The sequence below is a fragment of the Pseudomonas sp. BF-R-19 genome (assembly GCF_019956445.1).
GTDB lineage: Bacteria > Pseudomonadota > Gammaproteobacteria > Pseudomonadales > Pseudomonadaceae > Aquipseudomonas > Aquipseudomonas fluorescens_BH.
In genome coordinates, this window is record NZ_JAHBDN010000051.1 from 1 (window position 1) to 19,797 (window position 19,797).

Annotated in this window: 16 protein-coding genes and 1 pseudogene; 12 read left to right on the forward strand and 5 right to left on the reverse strand. The window is 61.7% G+C overall.

What is annotated here, in order from left to right; all coding sequences use genetic code 11:
- The 6 genes and pseudogenes from KGB28_RS13955 to KGB28_RS13980 form a co-directional block, all read left to right on the forward strand.
- Positions 1-208, forward strand: a pseudogene (locus tag KGB28_RS13955) (RDD family protein); the annotation flags it as partial.
- Positions 205-1,182: a stage II sporulation protein M gene (locus KGB28_RS13960; protein ID WP_223445912.1), complete on the forward strand. Its 978-nt coding sequence runs from the start codon at positions 205-207 to the stop codon at positions 1,180-1,182. The pseudogene KGB28_RS13955 and the gene KGB28_RS13960, both read left to right, overlap by 4 nt.
- Positions 1,169-2,713 carry a DUF4129 domain-containing protein gene (locus KGB28_RS13965; protein ID WP_223445914.1) on the forward strand — a complete coding sequence of 515 codons (1,545 nt, stop codon included), beginning with the start codon at positions 1,169-1,171 and terminating at the stop codon, positions 2,711-2,713. Before KGB28_RS13960 ends, KGB28_RS13965 begins: the two co-directional genes overlap by 14 nt.
- On the forward strand, positions 2,710-3,879 hold the full coding sequence (locus tag KGB28_RS13970) for a DUF4350 domain-containing protein (protein ID WP_223445916.1): 1,170 nt from the start codon (positions 2,710-2,712) through the stop codon (positions 3,877-3,879). The genes KGB28_RS13965 and KGB28_RS13970 overlap by 4 nt, the downstream gene beginning before the upstream one ends.
- On the forward strand, positions 3,876-4,877 hold the full coding sequence (locus KGB28_RS13975; RefSeq protein WP_223445918.1) for an AAA family ATPase: 1,002 nt from the start codon (positions 3,876-3,878) through the stop codon (positions 4,875-4,877). Before KGB28_RS13970 ends, KGB28_RS13975 begins: the two co-directional genes overlap by 4 nt.
- Positions 4,874-6,202 (forward strand): DUF58 domain-containing protein, encoded by a 1,329-nt coding sequence (locus KGB28_RS13980; protein WP_223445920.1) that lies wholly within the window; start codon positions 4,874-4,876, stop codon positions 6,200-6,202. The genes KGB28_RS13975 and KGB28_RS13980 overlap by 4 nt, the downstream gene beginning before the upstream one ends.
- A gap of 43 nt (positions 6,203-6,245) precedes the next feature.
- Here the strand turns inward: KGB28_RS13980 and KGB28_RS13985 are convergent, their stop codons facing one another.
- Positions 6,246-6,605: a PilZ domain-containing protein gene (locus KGB28_RS13985; RefSeq protein ID WP_223445922.1), complete on the reverse strand. Its 360-nt coding sequence runs from the start codon at positions 6,603-6,605 to the stop codon at positions 6,246-6,248.
- A gap of 233 nt (positions 6,606-6,838) precedes the next feature.
- The gene (locus KGB28_RS13990) at positions 6,839-7,222 is read right to left on the reverse strand and encodes a tetratricopeptide repeat protein (RefSeq protein WP_223445924.1); all 384 of its coding nucleotides are present in this window, start codon (positions 7,220-7,222) and stop codon (positions 6,839-6,841) included.
- Between the two features lie 329 nt (positions 7,223-7,551).
- On the opposite strand from KGB28_RS13990, the gene pyk reads away from it, so the two are divergent.
- Positions 7,552-9,003: a pyruvate kinase gene (gene pyk / locus KGB28_RS13995; RefSeq protein ID WP_150726740.1), complete on the forward strand. Its 1,452-nt coding sequence runs from the start codon at positions 7,552-7,554 to the stop codon at positions 9,001-9,003.
- Positions 9,004-9,211: 208 nt separating this feature from the next.
- On the opposite strand, the gene KGB28_RS14000 is transcribed toward pyk, so the two are convergent.
- Genes KGB28_RS14000 through KGB28_RS14010 form a run of 3 tightly spaced genes read right to left on the reverse strand, consistent with a single transcriptional unit; the run spans position 9,212 to position 12,025 of the window.
- Positions 9,212-9,961, reverse strand: a complete 750-nt coding sequence (locus tag KGB28_RS14000) for an enoyl-CoA hydratase-related protein (protein ID WP_223445925.1) — start codon at positions 9,959-9,961, stop codon at positions 9,212-9,214.
- Between the two features lie 29 nt (positions 9,962-9,990).
- Positions 9,991-10,926, reverse strand: a complete 936-nt coding sequence (locus KGB28_RS14005; RefSeq protein ID WP_223445927.1) for an iron-sulfur-binding ferredoxin reductase — start codon at positions 10,924-10,926, stop codon at positions 9,991-9,993.
- A complete protein-coding gene (locus KGB28_RS14010) occupies positions 10,919-12,025 on the reverse strand; it encodes a sensor domain-containing diguanylate cyclase (RefSeq protein ID WP_223445928.1) in 1,107 nt (368 codons plus the stop codon). Before KGB28_RS14010 ends, KGB28_RS14005 begins: the two co-directional genes overlap by 8 nt.
- Positions 12,026-12,508: 483 nt before the next feature.
- On the opposite strand from KGB28_RS14010, the gene KGB28_RS14015 reads away from it, so the two are divergent.
- The 5 genes from KGB28_RS14015 (at position 12,509) to KGB28_RS14035 (ending at position 19,610) form a co-directional block, all read left to right on the forward strand.
- Complete coding sequence (locus KGB28_RS14015; RefSeq protein ID WP_150754473.1) at positions 12,509-14,032, forward strand: fumarate hydratase; 1,524 nt, start codon at positions 12,509-12,511, stop codon at positions 14,030-14,032.
- 164 nt (positions 14,033-14,196) lie between these two features.
- Entirely contained in the window at positions 14,197-14,415 is a 219-nt protein-coding gene (locus KGB28_RS14020) for a hypothetical protein (RefSeq protein ID WP_223445930.1), read from the forward strand.
- Positions 14,416-14,895: 480 nt separating this feature from the next.
- Positions 14,896-16,662, forward strand: a complete 1,767-nt coding sequence (locus KGB28_RS14025; protein ID WP_223445932.1) for an ATP-binding protein — start codon at positions 14,896-14,898, stop codon at positions 16,660-16,662.
- Entirely contained in the window at positions 16,656-17,990 is a 1,335-nt protein-coding gene (locus KGB28_RS14030) for a sigma-54-dependent transcriptional regulator (protein WP_150754475.1), read from the forward strand. The genes KGB28_RS14025 and KGB28_RS14030 overlap by 7 nt, the downstream gene beginning before the upstream one ends.
- 300 nt (positions 17,991-18,290) lie before the next feature.
- The gene (locus KGB28_RS14035) at positions 18,291-19,610 is read left to right on the forward strand and encodes an MFS transporter (protein WP_056726093.1); all 1,320 of its coding nucleotides are present in this window, start codon (positions 18,291-18,293) and stop codon (positions 19,608-19,610) included.
- The last annotated feature ends 187 nt before the right edge of the window (positions 19,611-19,797 follow it).

Consider the following 19,797-nt stretch of genomic DNA (forward strand, 5'->3'; position numbering starts at 1 on the left):
CCCCGAAGCCCAGCCCCGCCGCCCGGCCTTTGTCCTGACACTCACCGAGCAACGGGCCATCCTCGGGTTTGCCGAGCGCCAGGGTGAACTCTCCGAAGCGCGGGTCAATGAACTGGCTTCGATTCTTGCCCAACCCTTGCAAGTCCAGCCCCCGCAGGCGGTGACCGAGCTCAACGGCATCGCCCGCGGCTTGTTGGGGCCGGCATGAAGCAAAGCCTTTTTGAAAGCCGGCACAAGGCCGAATGGGACCATTTCTCCCACCTGCTCGAGCAGTTGGAACGGGGCGGTAAGGCCACCGACGCCGGCAGTTTCCCGAAGGACTACCGGCGCCTCTGCCAACACCTGGCACTGGCCCGGGAGCGTGGCTACAGCAGTTTCCTGATCGACTCCCTGCAGCAACAAGTGCTGCGCGGACACCAACAGCTTTACCGTCATCGCAGCCATTTGGGCGCCAACGTGTTGGCATTCATCCTGGCCGACTTTCCGCGACTGGTGCGCGAACAGTGGCGTTTCGTCCTCGCCGCCAGCCTGATGTTCTTTGGCAGCCTGGCCGGTTTCGCACTGCTGGTGTACCTGTACCCGGACCTGGTCTACAACCTGATCCCCGCCGAGCAGGTCAGTGAAATGCAAAGCATGTACGACCCCGTTGCCGGCCACCTCGGGCGCACGGTGGAACGGGCCGCCAGTGAGGACTGGGCGATGTTCGGCTACTACATCATGCACAACATCGGCATTGCCTTTCAGACCTTTGCCAGCGGTTTTCTGTTCGGCCTGGGCAGCGTGTTTTTCCTGATCTTCAACGGCCTGATGATCGGTGCAGTGGCCGGGCACCTGACCTACGTCGGCTACGGGCAAACCTTCTGGTCATTCGTGATAGGCCATGGTGCTTTCGAACTCAGCGCCATCGCCCTGGCCGGTGCCGCAGGCTTGAAGCTGGGATGGGCGTTGGTCGCCCCGGGGCGCCTGCCACGCGCCGAGGCCTTGCGATTGGCGGCGCGCAAGAGCGTGCTGCTGATCTGCGGGGTCATGCTGTTTCTGTTGATCGCGGCGTTTATCGAAGCCTATTGGTCGTCAATGACCGGCCCGTCGCACCAGACCAAGTACCTGGTTGGCGCGGCGCTCTGGTTGCTGGTGGTGGTTTATCTCGTGTTTGCCGGACGTCGCCGCCATGCGCCTGAGTGACGCCACGGTGGTGATTCGCCCGCGCTCGACCTGGGAAGCCATGGACCTCGGGGTGCTCCTGAGCCAACGCCACCGACGCCTGTTGGTGACCAGTTGGGCCTTGGTCACCTTGCCGGTTTTCGCGCTGCTCAGCTGGGGATTCTGGGATTCGCCGTCTCTCGCCGTGTTCATTTTCTGGTGGCTGAAGCCGGCGTTCGAACGCCTGCCCTTATACATCCTGTCCCAGGCCATGTTCGGTGAAACGCCCACGCTCAAACAGGCCCTGCGCCAATGGCCACGCCTGCTCAAACCGCAATTGCTGGCCAGCCTGACCTGGCGACGCCTGAGTTTGCCCCGCAGTTTCGTGATGCCGGTGGTGCAACTCGAAGGGCTCAACGGACAGCAACGGCAACAACGCCTACAGGTCCTGTTGCAGCGAAACGCTGGCGCCGCACGCTGGCTGACGATCATCGGCGCGCACCTGGAAGGCGCGTTGTGGATCGGCTTGATGGTGTTGTTCTATCTATTGCTGCCTCAACAGGTCGCGCTCGATTGGAGCTGGCAGTCGCTGATCTCGGCGGTCAACCAGGACTGGCGCTGGCTGGAACACCTGACCAATGCCTTTTATGCACTGGTACTGGTGGTCTGGGAACCGATCTATGTCGCCTGCGGTTTCAGTCTGTACCTGAACCGGCGCACCGTGCTGGAGGCCTGGGATATCGAACTGGTGTTCCGCCGAATGCGCCAGCGTCTGGTCAGTGCAAGCGCTGTCCTGTTGATCGCCGTGATTGTGCTGATGCCGCCCACCCACAGCGCATGGGCCACCGAACCGGCCCTCTCACCCGACAGCCCACGCCTCCTGGACCAGCCCCTGAGCAGCCAGGCCTCCAGGGACAGCATCAAGACGATCCTCGAACAGCCGCCCTTCAAGAACCGGGAATCGGTCACGCGCTACCGCTTTGGCGAAGAGCAACCGAGTGCTGAAGCTTCGGACGATAGCAAGACACCGCAATGGTTGAAGGCGCTGTTGAAGCTGTTTGAGGGGCAACGCTTCGGGGCATTGGCGACCCTGATTGAAATCGTGCTGTGGGGCATCGTCATTGGCGCCATCGGCCTGTTGATCTGGCGCTATCGCGACTGGTTGCAGGCGTTCGTCAGCCGACGACCGATCCCCGACATCAAAGCCACGCGACCGTTACCGCAGCAGGCATTCGGCCTGGACCTCAAGCCCGAGTCCCTGCCCGCCGACATCGCCACCCGCGCTGAAAGCCTCTGGCAGACCCATCCGCGCGAAGCGCTGGGCTTGCTCTATCGCGCCCTGCTCAGCCGCCTGCTGCACGACTTCAACATCGCGCTCAAAGCCGCCGACACCGAAGGCCAGGTGCTTCGGCGTGTCGAGCTATTACAGCAACCGGCCTTGCTGGCCTACAGTAAAAACCTGACCGGGCACTGGCAAAACATGGCCTACGGGCATCGCCTGCCGCCCGCTCAGGTGCAGCAGGAACTGTGTAACGGCTGGCGCGTTCTGTTCGGCCCGGAGGCTGTCCGTTGAGTCGGCGCTGGGGCTTGATAGCCGGTGCATTGATTGCCGTATTGCTGGCTGCGCTGAGCGTTTATCTGTACCTCAAGGCTACCCCCTACCAGACCGAAATCGACCACGGCCCCTCCCCCGAAGCCAATGCCAACCCTTATCTGGCAGCGGAACTCTTTCTACGCAAACAAGGCCTGAGCGTCGACCATGCCAATGGCCTCGACATCCTGCCCAGTCTCGACCCGCGTCAACGCAGCCTGCTGTTGCTCGGGGACCGCTACAACATGGCCCCACGGCAGATCGACCAGCTGATGAACTGGACCCGGGCCGGCGGGCGGCTTCTGTTTGTCGCCGAGTCGCTGTGGGATGAAAAGCTCGGCCAAAGCAATGACCTGCTGCTCGATCGGGTGCAACTGCACCAATCCCTGAGCAAAGACCTAAAGGACCCGCCGCCGAATGTCGGCGAAGATCCGTACCCGCAACTGACCAAGCTCTATCTGGAAAACGAAGACGCCCCGGCCTACGCCGGTTTCGATACCGCGTTCCATCTCGAGGACCCGAAAAACCTCGCACTGGCCTGGGCCAACAGCGCCAGGGCCAGGGCCACGCACATGATGCAGCTCAAGCACGGGCAGGGTTCGATCATCGTGGTCACCGATGCCGACCTGTGGAAAACCCCGGCCATCGACCGGTACGACAACGCCTGGTTGCTCTGGTACCTGACCGCCGACACCCGCGTGACGCTGATCTTCAACACCGATCACGACAGCCTGCCGACTTTGCTGCTGCGTTATTTCCCCCAGGCGCTGGTCGCGTTGTTCGCCTTGATCGGCCTGGGTTTCTGGCACTTTGGCGTGCGTCAGGGTCCGCTGCTGGAACCGGCGCCGAAAGCGCGCCGGCAATTGCAGGAGCACCTGCGCGCCAGTGCCGACTTCCTGTTGCGCCGTAACGGTCAGGCCGGCCTGTTGCAAGCCTTGCAGCAAGACATCCTGCGGCGCGTGCGGCGTCGTCACCCCGGCTTTGAACAACTCGGCGTTGCCGAACAATGGCTGGTGCTCGCGCGCCTGACCGGCCAACCCACACGCGCTATCAGCCAGGCCATGAGCCCGCGACCGAAGCAACGGCTTTCCAGCGTTGAATTCAGCCGTCAGGTCGCCCACCTGCAATCCTTGAGGAACGCCTTATGAGTCAACCGATCGAGCCCGACGTACCGAGCCACGCCGCTCAACAACGTCAGCGTGCCGGCCATCTGGCCCAGGCCATACGCAAAGAACTGCAAAAAGCAGTGATTGGCCAGGACCGCGTGATCGACGACGTCCTGACCGCGCTGATCGCCGGCGGCCACGTGTTGCTCGAAGGTGTGCCGGGTTTGGGAAAAACCCTGTTGGTGCGTGCCCTCGCCCGCTGTTTCGGCGGTGAGTTCGCGCGCATCCAGTTCACCCCGGACCTGATGCCCAGCGACGTCACCGGGCATGCGGTGTATGACTTGCAGACCGAGCAGTTCAAGCTGCGCAAGGGGCCGTTGTTCACCAACCTGCTACTGGCCGACGAGATCAACCGTGCCCCGGCGAAAACCCAGGCCGCGCTGCTCGAAGCCATGCAGGAACGGCAAGTCACCCTCGAAGGCCAGCCATTGCCGATTGCGCAACCGTTCATGGTGCTCGCCACACAGAACCCGATCGAACAGGAAGGCACCTATCCATTGCCCGAGGCCGAACTGGACCGTTTCATGCTCAAAGTGCGCATGGATTACCCCGACGCCGAGCAAGAGCTGAACATGGTGCGTCAGGTCAGCCGCTCGACCCGGGCCGACATGCTCGACGTTCAACCGATGCGTACGTTGTTGCAGGCCAAGGATGTACTGGCCCTGCAACGCATTGCCAGCGACCTGGCGCTGGACGAACAGGTGCTCGATTACGCCGTGCGCCTGGCCCGGTCTACCCGCAGCTGGCCCGGCTTGATCCTCGGCGCCGGCCCACGCGCGTCCATCGCGCTGGTGCGATGTGCCCGGGCCCGTGCGCTGCTGCGTGGTGGTGAGTTCGTGATTCCGGATGACATCAAGGGTTGCGCCCTGGCCGTGCTGCGCCATCGTGTGCGCATCGCGCCGGAGCTGGACATCGAGGGCCTGGATGTCGATCAGGTGCTCCAGCAGATGCTTGACCAAGTGCCGGCGCCACGCCTGTGAAACCCTCGCGCCTGATGCTCGCCTGGCTGCTGATCTTGCTGTCCATCGGCATCGTGTCGGGCACTCTGCGGGTATTGGAATTCGCGGTTCCGGCGAATCTCATGGCGATCAACTGGGGGTTGCTCCTGGCGCTGCTGGTTCTGGCCCTGCTGGATGCGGTGCGCGTGAAGCGCCGGCCTTCGCCCCGGCTGAAACGCCAGTTGCCCGGCAGCCTGGCGCTGGGTCGATGGAGCGAGGTGCAACTGACAGTCGAACACGACTTCGCACAACCGCTGAACGTACAAGTCTTCGACCACGTACCGTCGGGCCTGAGCTTCGAAAACCTGCCACTGACGGTCGAACTGCAACCCGGCCAGCACAGCCTGGCCGGTTATCGCCTGCGCCCGCTCAAGCGCGGCCACTTCAGCTTCAAACGCTGCGAAATCGACCTGCCAAGCCCCTTGGGGCTCTGGTCGGACAGACGTTTGCTCGACCTGCCCGCTGCCACCCGTGTCTACCCGGATTTCGCCCGCTTGTATGGTGGGCAGTTGCTGGCGGTGGACAACTGGCTCAGCCAGCTTGGCGTCCGCCAGAAACAACGACGGGGCCTGGGCCTGGAATTCCATCAGTTGCGCGAATTTCGTGAGGGCGACAGCCTGCGCCAGATCGACTGGAAAGCCACCGCCCGCCAGCGCACGCCGATTGCCCGGGAGTATCAGGACGAACGCGATCAACAGATCATTTTCATGCTCGACTGCGGCCGGCACATGCGCAGCCAGGATGATGAACTGTCGCACTTCGATCACGCCCTCAACGCCTGTCTGTTGCTCAGCTACGTCGCGCTACGCCAGGGCGACGCGGTGGGCCTGAGTACCTTTGCCAGTGAACAACCGCGCTACCTTGCGCCGGTAAAAGGCATCAGCCATCTCAACACACTGCTCAACAGCGTTTATGACTTGAACAGCAGCCAACGCAGCGCCGACTATCAAGCCGCGGCAACGCAACTGCTGGCACGGCAAAAACGCCGGGCACTGGTGGTGCTGGTAACCAATCTGCGCGAAGAGGACGACGATGAGTTGCTCTCGGCGGTCAACCGCCTGAGCCAGCAGCATCAGGTGCTGGTCGCGAGCCTGCGCGAAGACGTGCTCGACACCCTGCGTCAGTCACCGGTGCAGACCTTGCCCGAGGCGCTGGCCTATTGCGGGACCGTGGACTACCTCAATACACGCGCCGAACTCCATGAGCGCTTGAACGCTCATGGAGTGTTGGTGATGGATGCGCGGCCCGGTGAGTTGGGGGCAGAGTTGGTGACTCGGTACCTGGGCTGGAAAAGAACTGGACTCTGAGCCTGAGCCTGAGCAATCACTCACAGCCGGTTTTCCAGTGATCTCAAGCCGAAGCCGGCATCGGCTGAAAACTGAAATACCGCCTCAGCGCCTCCACCAGTTGCCCATACTCCGGTGGCGCCCGTTGCAGGCTGAACCCGGTGTCGTAATGTTGGGGGGTCGCATCTTCGTGGCACCACAGGCAACAGGCCTGCAGGTCGATGATCCGCTGGCCACCTTCGCTGGCTGGAATTTTCAGGCGCAGGTTGAAGTCCGCGCCGATCATCATCGGCAACTGGCTGATCAGCATCAGCCCGTCTTCGGAGACATTGCCCAGGTAGCCGATGGGTTTGCCGGTGATGCCGTTGAACACTTTCAGGAAGTACGGCAGTTGATGCCGCTCGATTCGGCGGTCGGTGAACATGTGCAATTTCGCTATGCAAGGCTCTTAAGCAGAGCCGCACTACTGCTTCGGAACGGGTATGCATTTTGTCGTTGCCCGCTCTCCCCGCTCCCGGTGCACCAGTCCTTGTAGCGCAGAGTCTTGCTTGTGCCGGTCACAGGTGTTGCCCCGGTCCAGAGACAAGGCTCTAAAACCGGTTCATTGGACTATAGCTCAGCACCGCCGGTGAGCCAGCAATCAGAGGGTTACCGACATCAGAACTGCGTCGGTTTTGCGGCCGCCGTACTGCGCGTCGGGTAGTGGCCCAGGCTCTGCAGGGTTTCAATGCGGGCACGGGCGCGGTAGGCATATTCGCTCAGTGGATAGGACGCCATGATGAACTGATAGGTCTGGGCCGCGTCGATAAACATCTTCTGTCGCTCCAGGCACAAGCCGCGCATCATCGACACTTCCGGCCACACGTAAGGCCGCGCGCGGCTGTCGCGTTCGACCTTGGACAGTTCGAGCATCACCTGCTCGCAATTGCCCCGGTCATAGGCGCTGTAGGCATTGTTCAAATGATGGTTCATCGACCAACGGGTGCAGCCCGTGACGCTGAGAGCGCTGATGGCAAGGGCGGCAATGAGCACGAATCGCATGGGGGATCTCCTGTCTTGAACCCTGTATCGACCCGTAGTCGGAAATCTTCAGGCTGCGAGATGCAAAGTTGTCGGGTTCAATCAAGGCACTGTGGACCGTTGTTGTAGGAGCGAGCCTGCTCGCGATGGACGTCAACGATTATGCGTACTTTCTGAGTAACCGCGTCGTACTTGAGTTCATCGCGAGCACGCTCGCTCCTACAGAGGCCGGGGCAACATCTGGTTCTTCCTTAAAACTAATATCTTCAAAAAAAGTAGTGCACACGAACAATGACTACACCTTCGGAGCATAGTAGCCTCACTCAGCGCTTGAACTCAGGAGTCTTTGCATGTCCGTCCGTCGTACCAAAATCGTCGCCACCCTTGGCCCGGCCAGTAACTCGCCGGAAGTTCTCGAACAGCTGATTCTGGCTGGCCTGGACGTCGCCCGCCTGAACTTCTCCCACGGCACCCCCGACGAGCACAAGGCTCGCGCGAAGCTGGTGCGTGACCTCGCGGCCAAGCACGGTCGCTTCGTCGCCCTGCTGGGTGACCTGCAAGGCCCGAAAATCCGTATCGCCAAATTCGCCAACAAGAAGATCGAGCTGAAGATCGGTGATCAATTCACCTTCTCCACCAGCCATCCTCTGACCGAAGGCAACCAGCAAGTGGTCGGCATCGACTACCCGGACCTGGTCAAGGACTGCGGCGTGGGCGACGAGCTGCTGCTCGACGACGGTCGCGTGGTGATGCGCGTCGATACCGCCACGGCTACCGAACTGAATTGCACCGTGACCATCGGCGGCCCGCTGTCCGACCATAAAGGCATCAACCGTCGCGGTGGTGGCCTGACCGCTCCAGCCCTGACTGAAAAAGACAAGGCCGACATCAAGCTCGCCGCGGAAATGGAAGTCGACTACCTCGCAGTCTCCTTCCCGCGTGACGCCGCCGACATGGAATACGCCCGTCAACTGCGCGACGAAGCCGGCGGCACTGCCTGGCTGGTGGCGAAGATCGAACGCGCCGAAGCCGTGGCCGACGACGAAACCCTCGACGGCCTGATCAAGGCGTCCGACGCGGTGATGGTTGCCCGTGGTGACCTGGGCGTGGAAATCGGCGACGCCGAGCTGGTGGGCATCCAGAAGAAAATCATTCTGCACGCACGCCGTCACAACAAGGCGGTAATCGTCGCGACCCAGATGATGGAGTCGATGATCCAGAACCCGATGCCGACCCGCGCCGAAGTGTCCGACGTAGCCAACGCCGTGCTCGACTACACCGATGCCGTGATGCTCTCGGCCGAAAGCGCCGCTGGCCTGTACCCGCTGGAAGCCGTTCAGGCCATGGCGCGCATCTGCATCGGTGCCGAAAAGCACCCGACCAGCAAGACCTCCAGCCACCGCATCGGCAAAGAGTTCGAGCGCTGCGACGAAAGCATCGCACTGGCGACCATGTACACCGCCAACCACTTCCCGGGCGTGAAGGCGATCATCGCCCTGACCGAAAGTGGCTACACCCCGCTGATCATGTCGCGCATCCGCTCCTCGGTGCCGATCTACGCATTCACTCCACACCGCGAAGCCCAGGCTCGCGCGGCAATGTTCCGTGGCGTGTACACCATCCCGTTCGACCCGGCTTCGCTGGCGCCGAACGAAGTCAGCCAGAAGGCTATCGACGAGCTGGTCAAGCGCGGCGTAGTACAGAAAGGCGACTGGGTCATCCTGACCAAGGGCGACAGCTACCACACCACTGGCGGCACCAATGGCATGAAAATCCTGCACGTTGGCGACCCGATGGTCTGAGTGACCAGTTGCTGAAAAACAAAAGCCCTGCCATGTGAATGGCGGGGCTTTTTGCTTTCTGATCCTTTTTTTGTATTGCCTGATCCGGCCCCTTCGCGAGCAAGCCCGCTCCCACAGGGTATTGTGTTGGTCACATGATTTGTGAACAACCCCGGTCAATGTGGGAGCGGGCTTGCCCGCGAAGAGGTCGGTACAGTCAGCGAAAAATTCAATGCCGTTTGATGAATCCGGTCAACGCCGCCAGCGCCTCCGGCGAACGCACCCGCTGGGTAAACAACGCCCCCTCCTCCTCAATCACCTTACGCAACAACTCCCGGTCCGGCGTCTTCATCAATTGCTTGCTGATGCGCACCGCTTCCGGCGGCAACGACTCGAAGCGCAGCGCCATCTCCCGCGCCTTGGCCAAGGTCTCTTCGCCACTGCCCAGCGCCTCGGACGCAATGCCCCACGCCGCAGCCTGTTCACCACTGAAGCCTTCACCGAGCAGCAACAACTCCGCCGCTTTGGCCTGCCCAAGCAAGCGCGGCAGGATCAGACTGGAGCCGAACTCCGGGCATAGACCAAGGTTGACGAACGGCATGCGCAGGCGTGCGTCGCGACTGACGTAGACCAGATCACAATGCAGCAACATCGTCGTGCCAATGCCCACCGCCGCTCCGGCCACGGCGGCGATCACCGGTTTGCGGCATTCGAGCAGGTTGAGCATGAACTGGAATACCGGGCTGTCGAGGCCGCTCGGCGGTTGCTGGATGAAATCGGCGATGTCGTTGCCGGCGGTGAAGCATTCGGCAGAGCCGGTGATCAGCACGGCGTTGATCCCGGGGTCGCTGTCGGCCTGTTTCAACGCCTCGGCCAGGTCGCTGTACATGGCGCGGGTCAGGGCGTTTTTCTTGTCCGGGCGATTCAGGCGCAGGGTCAACAGGCCGCGTTCGCGTTCAACTTGGATGGCATCGGTCATGGCAGGTCTCGCGTCTGAAAGGTCAGCGCTCAACCACGGGGCAGGAACACATCGGCCAGCAGTTGATTGCGCGGCAATCCCGCCAGGTACAGGCGCCGGGCAAAGGCGTCGACGCTGTCGGGGGCTCCGCAGAGTAAGGCCAGGGTTTGCCGGGAAACAAGCCGCAGTTGCGCCAAAGCCGCTGGCAACTCGGCCGGGGTCCACAGTTCGACACTCAGGTTCGGACGGCTGGTGGCCATGGCTTGCAAAGGTTTGGCCAGATAGTGCTCATCGGCGTCATGGGCCAGGTGAATGACGCGGATGGCGCCCTGGTGATCCTGTCGCAGCGCTTCGCGCAATACACCAAACAAGGGCCCCAACCCGGTGCCGGCCGCCATCAACCACAACGGCCGGGCGTGCCAGTCAGGGTCGTAATGCAAGGCACCGCCGCGCAGTTCACCGAGACGGATCGGATCGCCGATGCGCAATTGCCTGGCTGCATCGCTGAATTCCCCGGGCTTGCGGCAATCGAGATGAAACTCCAGAAAACGGTCTTCTTGCGGCAGGCTGGCGAGAGAGTACGGCCGTGCCACGCTGCCCGCCCACAACACCAGGTGCTGGCCGGCGCCATAGCGCAACGGTCGCTGGGGGGTTACGCGTAGACGCAGGACCGTGGCGCTCAACCAATCGACGGCAGCCACTTCGGCCGGTCGGCCATCGGTTTGCGGGTCGAAGGCGTGCACCTGCAAGTCCTCGACCACCTGGCACTGGCACGCCAGGCGCCAGCCTTGTTCACGCTGCAGCACACTCAGGGCATCGGGGCGGCTGTCGCTCGGCAGGCCCCGTACACACTGCACCAGGCACGCATGACAACTGCCGGCGCGGCAACTGTAAGGCACCGGCACGCCGTTCTGGTTCAGCGCGTCGAGCAAATTGCTGCCCGCCGCCACCGACCAATGGCGCTCGCCGACCCGCAGCTCAGGCATCGACGTTCTCCCACGCTGCCGCGCACCGGTTACGGCCGTCACGTTTGGCGCGATAAAGCGCCTGATCGGCCTGTTGCAGGGCGTCATCGAGGTCGTCGCCCCGTTCCAGCAGGGTCATGCCGGCGGACAGGCTAAGGTTGCGCACATTCAGACCAATCAGCTCGACATCGGTGAACGCGATGCGCAGCCGTTCGCAGCACGAAGTCAGGCTGTCGGCATCGCAATCGGGCAGCAGCACCACGAACTCTTCGCCGCCGTAGCGGGCCAGAACATCACCGTCGCGCAGGCACGCGCTGGCAACGCCGGCAAAGGCTTGCAGCACCTGATCGCCGGCGGCATGACCGTGCAGGTCGTTGATGCACTTGAAATGGTCAAGGTCGATCAGCGCCAGGCCATGCACGACACCCGCGTCCATGGCGTTCAGCTCACGGGACGCCAGGCGCAGGAAATGCCGGCGATTGAACAGGCCCGTGAGCTCGTCGGTGGCCACCAGGTCTTCGAGCTGGCGCATCATCCCGCGCAACGTGTCCTGGTGCGCCTGCAAGGCAAAACGCCGCTGGCGCATACGCTGTCGCGAAGCCTGGACATAGCGGGCATACAGCACCAGCCACACCAGCACGATGAACAGCACACAGACCTGCAACACCGCCATTGCCGGGTCAGGCAGCTGGAAGTGGTAGCCCTCCCACAGCGTGATCGCACTGAAACTGAAAAACACCAGCAGCGCGCATCGTACTAAAGACCGGCGTGACAGATGGAACAGGCCGAACAGCAGGATCAGCACGTAAAACACCAGAAACGCGCCCCGGGCTTCGTCCAGATGGGCGATCAGCCAGGTTTGCCAGCCCAGCCCCAGCAACACTTGCGCCTCGGTCAGGCTGGGGTCGGCGAAGCGCAGGTTGTAGCCTCTGTAGAACACCGCGAACAGGGTGGCCTGGCTGATCACTACCAGTGCGCTGCCGATGGCGATATTGGAAAGCGGTGCATCATAGTGACCGGTAAAAAACGCCAGCCACAGCAACAGCAATGCCAGGGCATAGGTGCCGGCCGCGAGGGCGAAACGTTTGAGCAACAGGCGCTGGATGGCGTTATGGGTCAATCGTTGACTCACCAAATGAAAGGAGACTGACAGAGCGTCCTACTCTACAGACCGTATGTCACTTTAGTGGCGAGACCGATAAATGACCATTCAATTTTCGGGATCGACTTTCCGAGCATCGGAAGACTCTGTGGCGAGGGAGCTTGCTCCCGCCGGGCTGCGAAGCGGCCCCCCGCATTCTTTCAGGAGTAATGTGCCGGCAGATTTACGACTGCTTCGCAGCCGAGCGGGAGCAAGCTCCCTCGCCACAAATATCATGCGCTTTGACTTGCAGCTTCAAACTTGCCGCATGCAGCTGCTTCCATGCGACCAACGATTGACTGCCGGCGGGTGTGCCTGTTCGCGAGGCGCGTTATACTGCCGCGCCTTTTTAGCGTCGCGCCAGCTTGCCCGGCGTGCCTTGAAAGGTGCTTGCAACCGACCGATGCACCCAAGCTGCAAGCACCTTATTGAATGTTCCCGTCTTTTAGAGGAGCGCGACTCATGACCGTGATCAAGCAAGACGACCTGATTCAGAGCGTTGCCGACGCCCTGCAGTTCATTTCCTATTACCACCCCGTGGATTTCATCCAGGCGATGCACGAAGCCTACCTGCGCGAAGAATCGCCAGCGGCCCGCGACTCGATGGCACAAATCCTGATCAACTCGCGCATGTGCGCCACCGGCCACCGTCCGATCTGCCAGGACACCGGCATCGTGACCGTGTTTGTCCGCGTGGGCATGGACGTGCGTTGGGATGGCGCCACCATGAGCCTGGACGACATGATCAACGAGGGCGTACGTCGCGCCTACAACCTGCCGGAAAACGTCCTGCGCGCTTCGATCCTCGCCGACCCGGCGGGCGCTCGCAAGAACACCAAGGACAACACCCCGGCAGTCATCCACTACTCCATCGTTCCGGGTAACACCGTGGAAGTGGACGTGGCGGCCAAGGGCGGCGGTTCCGAGAACAAGTCGAAGATGGCCATGCTCAACCCGTCCGACTCGATCGTCGACTGGGTGCTGAAAACCGTCCCGGAAATGGGCGCCGGCTGGTGCCCACCAGGCATGCTCGGCATCGGCATCGGCGGCACCGCCGAGAAAGCCGCGGTCATGGCCAAGGAAGTGTTGATGGAATCCATCGACATTCACGAGCTCAAAGCCCGTGGCCCGCAGAACCGCATCGAAGAAATGCGCCTGGAGCTGTTCGAGAAGGTCAACCAGCTGGGCATCGGTGCCCAGGGCCTCGGTGGCCTGACCACCGTGCTCGACGTGAAGATCATGGACTACCCGACCCACGCCGCTTCGCTGCCGGTGTGCATGATCCCAAACTGCGCCGCCACCCGTCACACGCACTTTGTGCTCGACGGTTCCGGCCCGGTTGCCCAGGAAGCGCCACCTTTGGACGCCTACCCGGAAATCGTCTGGGAAGCCGGCCCGTCGGCCCGCCGCGTCAACCTCGACACCCTGACCCCGGAAGAAGTGCAGAGCTGGAAGCCGGGCGAGACCGTCCTGCTCAACGGCAAAATGCTCACCGGTCGTGATGCTGCGCACAAGCGCATGGTCGAGATGCTGAACAAGGGCGAAACCCTGCCGGTGGACCTCAAGGGTCGCTTCATCTACTACGTCGGCCCGGTTGATCCGGTGCGCGAAGAAGTGGTTGGCCCGGCAGGTCCTACCACCGCGACGCGGATGGACAAGTTCACCCGTCAGATCCTCGAGCAGACTGGCCTGCTGGGCATGATCGGCAAATCCGAGCGCGGCCCTACCGCAATCGAAGCGATCAAAGACCACAAAGCCGTTTACCTGATGGCAGTCGGCGGCGCGGCTTACCTGGTGGCGCAAGCGATCAAGAAATCCCGCGTAGTAGCTTTCGCCGAACTGGGCATGGAAGCGATCTACGAGTTCGACGTAAAAGACATGCCAGTGACCGTTGCGGTCGACAGCAAGGGCGAGTCGGTACACATCACCGGTCCTGCGATCTGGCAGAAAAAGATCAGTGAAAGCCTGGCGGTGGAAGTGCAGTAAGCACTTAACCGCTGATTAAAAAAGAGCCGCGCTGTCTGTACGACAGCGCGGCTTTTTTTTACCTTCTGGTCACCACCCCCCGGGGACTGGCCTACCATCACTTGCAGTGAGTAGTTTTACGCGCACGCAGTCCCTGTCGTACCTCGCCAAAGGCCTAGTTTTGAATGTCCGTGACCTACCTGCCGCTGGAAGCCTGGAATAAACATTGGACACTCGACGGCCCGCTGGTGCGCTGTCGGCTGTGTGGGAGCGTTCAGGACCTCGCGGACGCCGGCGCTTTTCGGCATGCTCTCGGCTGTAAAGCCTGGAGACTGCAAGCCCAATACCCCAGTCGGGAATTGGCTGCGCTGCTGCAGCAGAAAATCCAAGCGGGGTTGTTTTGATGCGCGCCATGCTCGAGGGCGGTGCCGTGCGTGAGGTGCTGGTCATTCGAAGCGTTTCACAGTGAAACGCTTGGGAATGTTCTCGGGGTAACGCCGCACAAGGCGACTCATCAGCGGCCATCTACCCGTCGAGTTTCCCCCTGAGCATGGGAAACGTTTTTCCGTGAAACACTCATGCGTTTTCACCGGCTCGCCCTTTACCAAACCCGTGGAGCCAATCAGGATCCTGGTGACAGCCCGTCTGAATAGACCGGGCTAACCAACAGAATGCATGAAGCACACTTGAACAATGATGATCTGAGTAACTCCGGGAACTCGGTAGTTTCGTTGGGGAAACTGACAGATGAACTGGAGCAGATGAGACGAAACATGAATCGTTGAAAGCTCAAGGTATCCACTCGGGCGCAGTGAGATGAGATCTGGCGCAAGAGAGTCCGCATGCTATCTTGCGCCTCCTATCTTTTGTCCGATTTTCGTTCGATGCTCCCGACTTCCAGATCCCTGCGCCTGGCGCTCTACACCCTATTGATCATCGCCGGCGCCGCCCTCGCCGCCACTCTGGCCATGCGCCACACCGTGCGCCAGTCAATGGTCGAAGACGCTGGCCGCGCCAATCAGCAACTGGCGCTGTATGCCACGTCCCTGCATACCCTGATCGAACGTTACCGCGCCCTGCCCGCGGTGCTGGCGCTGGACCCGGAGCTGCGCTCAGCGCTCAAGGGGGCGGTGAGTCCCGAGCAACAGGATGCGCTGAACCGCAAACTGGAAAAGATCAACGGCGCCGCTCAATCCTCGACCCTGGAACTGCTCGATCGCACCGGTCTGGCCGTAGCGGCGAGCAATTGGCGTTTGCCCAGCAGTTATGTCGGTCACAACTACGGTTTCCGTCCCTATTTCAACCAGACCCGCACCCAGGGCACCGGGCGCTTTTATGCCGTGGGGGTGACCAGCGGGATTCCCGGCTACTTCCTCTCCAGCGCGGTCAGCGATGACGACGGCCAGTTTCTCGGTGCCATGGTGGTGAAACTGGAATTCCCCGAACTGGAACGCGAGTGGCGTCAGGGCAGCGACACGCTGCTGGTCAGCGATGCGCGCGGGATCATCTTCATCGCCAACCAGCCGGGTTGGCGCTATCGCCTGCTCAAGCCGCTGAGTGACAGCGATCATGCCGAACTCAAGACCACTCGCCAGTACGACAAGCAGCCGCTGACGCCGCTTGAGTTTCAATCGTTGCGGCGCTTCGACGACAACAGCGACCTGGCTCGGGTCGATGGCCCCGACGGCAAGGCGGATTACCTGTGGGAATCCCTGCCGCTGACTACTGAAGGCTGGACCCTGCACCTGCTGCGGCGCCCGCAGGTCGCCTTCGAAGACAGCCGCAACGCCGCGCTTGCCGCGGCCGGGCTATGGCTGACCCTGGTGTTCCTGCTGCTGTTCCTCAACCAGCGCTGGCGCCTGGCCAAACTGCGTCAGCGCAGTCGCGAAGAACTCGAACGACTGGTAGAAGAACGCACCCGCGACTTGCGCACCGCCCAGGAGGGCCTGGTGCAGTCGGCCAAACTCGCGGCGCTGGGGCAGATGTCCGCCGCCCTGGCCCATGAGATCAACCAGCCGCTCACCGCCCAGCGCATGCAGCTTGCTACTCTGAGACTGCTGCTCGACCACGGTCGCATCGACGACGCCTACAAGGCGCTCAAACCGGTGGATGAAATGCTCACCCGCATGGCCGCCCTCACCGGCCATCTGAAAACCTTCGCCCGCAAAAGCCCCAGCGGTTTGCGCGAACGCCTGGACCTGGCGGCGGTGGTGGACCAGTCGCTGCAATTGCTCGACACCCGGTTGCGCGACGAACAGGTCAGCACCGTGCTGCACCTGACCCGCCCGGCCTGGGTGCGTGGTGATGCGATTCGCCTGGAACAGGTACTGATCAATCTGCTGCGCAATGCCCTCGATGCGATGCAGGATAAACCCTGCAAACGCCTGGAAATCCGCCTCGAAGCCGACGAACAATTGTGGCGCCTGAGCGTGATCGACAACGGTGGCGGTATCGCCGAAGAGAACCTGTCCAAAGTCTTCGATCCGTTCTTCACCACCAAGCCGGTGGGCGAAGGCCTGGGTATCGGGCTGGCCGTGTCCTTTGCCATCGTTCACGAATCCGGCGGGCGCCTGAGTGCCGAAAATCATGACAAAGGGGCCGTGTTTACCGTGACCTTGCCCATCGACCTGGAGGTGCATGAACCATGCTGAACTCAGTGATCGTGGTCGACGACGAAAGCAGCATCCGCAGTGCCGTCGAGCAATGGTTGAGCCTGTCGGGTTTCGAGGTGCAGCTGTTCAGCCGCGCCGATGAATGCCTGGCGCAATTGCCCAGGCATTTTGCCGGGGTGATTCTCAGCGATGTGCGCATGCCCGGCATGACCGGCCTGGAACTGCTGGCCGAGGTGCAACGCCGGGATGCCGATTTGCCGGTGATCCTGCTGACCGGCCACGGCGATGTGCCGATGGCCGTCGAGGCCATGCGCGACGGTGCCTACGATTTCCTCGAAAAACCCTTCAGCCCGGAAACCCTGCTCGGCAGCCTGCGCCGCGCCCTCGACAAGCGCCGGCTGGTGCTGGAGAACCGCGCGCTGCACGAGCAGGCGGACAACCGCGCCAAGCTGGATGCCACGCTGCTCGGCGTGTCCCGGGGCTTGCAGACCTTGCGCCGGCAGGTGCTGGACCTGGCAGCACTGCCGGTCAACGTACTGATTCGCGGCGAAACCGGTAGCGGCAAGGAGCTGGTCGCGCGTTGCCTACACGACTTCGGGCCGCGGGCCGATAAGCCCTTTGTCGCACTCAACTGCGCGGCCATCCCCGAGCAATTGTTCGAGGCCGAGCTGTTCGGTCACGAGAGCGGCGCGTTCACCGGGGCGTCCGGCAAGCGCATTGGCAAGCTGGAGTACGCCGACGGCGGCACGCTGTTTCTCGATGAAATCGAAAGCATGCCGCTGGCCCAGCAGGTGAAATTGCTGCGGGTGTTGCAGGAACAAAAGCTTGAGCGACTGGGTTCGAACCAGAGCATCCGCGTGGATTTGCGAATCATCGCCGCGACCAAACCGGACCTGCTCGACGAAGCGCGGGCCGGACGTTTTCGCGAAGACCTGGCCTATCGTTTGAACGTCGCTGAACTACGCCTGCCGCCCTTGCGCGAACGCCGTGAAGACATCCCTCTGCTGTTCGAATCGTTTGCCCAAAACGCCGCCGAACGCCTGGGACGCAAATTTCCACCGTTGAGCGGCGCACAGTTGAGTCACCTGCTGAGCCACGACTGGCCGGGCAACGTACGCGAACTGGCGAACGTCGCCGAGCGTCAGGTATTGGGGCTCGGTGAGCCGGAGCCCTTGGGCATCGAGCCCGGCCAGTCACTGGCGGCGCAGCAGGAAGCGTTCGAGGCGCAATGCCTGCGTGCGGCATTGACCCGGCACAAGGGCGATGTGAAAGCGGTGCTCGAAGAACTGCAACTGCCGCGCCGGACCTTCAATGAAAAGATGCAGCGACATGGGTTGAGTCGGGAGATGTTTTTGCAGGACAGCTGAGTTTTTGCAGTGCCTGTCCTGGCCTCATCGCGAGCAAGCTCGCTCCCACAGTGGATCTGTGTACGCCGAACATTGTGGGAGCGAGCTTGCTCGCGATGGGGCCGGCAAAGGCAATACAAATACACCTCCCGACAAGCAACTTTCCGCTCACCACCAAACTTTTATAAGCGGATTTCCGCTCATCAAAACACCCTCACCCCTCTAAACCGGCCCTCTCTCCCTTGGCACAGCTCCTGCTATAGCCCCTGCAGGCTGCGTTTAATCGCGCTCCACAAAAACAATTAAATGAAGGATCCTTCAATGGATAACTCCAACGCCCTGCCCCTTGGGTCGGCTGCCACGCCGGCTAAAGAAAGAACCACCGCCAGTCGCATCAAATCGATTTTCAGCGGTTCTGTCGGCAACATGGTCGAGTGGTATGACTGGTACGTCTACGCCGCCTTCTCCCTGTACTTCGCCAAGACCTTTTTCCCCAAAGGCGACACCACCGCACAGCTGCTCAACACCGCCGCGATCTTCGCCGTGGGCTTCCTGATGCGCCCGATCGGCGGCTGGCTGATGGGGCTGTATGCCGACAAGGTCGGGCGCAAAAAGGCCCTGATGGCCTCGGTGTACCTGATGTGCTTCGGCTCGCTGCTGATCGCCCTGAGCCCGAGTTATGAAGTCATCGGCATCGGCGCGCCGATCCTGCTGGTGTTCGCGCGCTTGCTGCAAGGCCTGTCGGTGGGTGGCGAATACGGCACCTCGGCCACTTACCTCAGCGAGATGGCAACCAAGGAGCGTCGCGGCTTCTACTCCAGCTTCCAGTACGTGACCCTGATCTCCGGCCAACTCATCGCTTTGGCGGTGCTGATTGTCCTGCAGAACTTCCTGACCACCGAAGAGCTGTACGCCTGGGGCTGGCGCATCCCGTTCGCCATTGGCGCGCTGTGTGCCGTGGTTGCGTTGTACCTGCGTCGCGGCATGGAAGAGACCGAGTCCTTCACCAAGAAGGAAAAAGCCAAGGAAAGCGCGATGCGCACTTTGATGCGCCACCCGAAGGAACTGATGACCGTGGTCGGCCTGACCATGGGCGGTACGCTGGCGTTCTACACCTACACCACGTACATGCAGAAATACCTGGTGAATACCGTCGGCATGAGCATTTCCGACTCCACCACCATTTCCGCTGCCACGTTGTTCCTGTTCATGTGCCTGCAACCGATCATCGGCGGGCTGTCGGATAAAATCGGTCGTCGGCCGATCCTGATTGCCTTCGGCATTCTGGGCACGCTGTTCACCGTACCGATCCTGACCACCCTGCACACCATTACGACCTGGTGGGGCGCGTTCTTCCTGATCATGGCGGCGCTGATCATCGTCAGCGGCTACACCTCGATCAACGCCGTGGTGAAAGCCGAACTGTTCCCGACTGAAATCCGCGCCCTGGGCGTGGGCCTGCCGTACGCACTGACCGTATCGATCTTCGGCGGCACCGCTGAATACATCGCGCTGTGGTTCAAGAGCATCGGCATGGAGACGGGTTACTACTGGTACGTTACCGCGTGCATTGCCGTGTCGTTGCTGGTGTACGTCACCATGAAAGACACCCGCAAGCATTCGCGGATCGTCACTGACTGACTGACAAATCGAGGCTGGCTGTACTGGCCTCTTCGCGAGCAAGCCCGCTCCCACATTCGACCGCGTTCCTTCTGGAACAACCCGGTTAAATGTGGGAGCGGGCTTGCTCGCGAATGGAGCCGACTCGGTACCAGGTCAGCATAGTCATGACAGCCAAATCCAGGTTCGACCGGTGCCCGGATTGGCG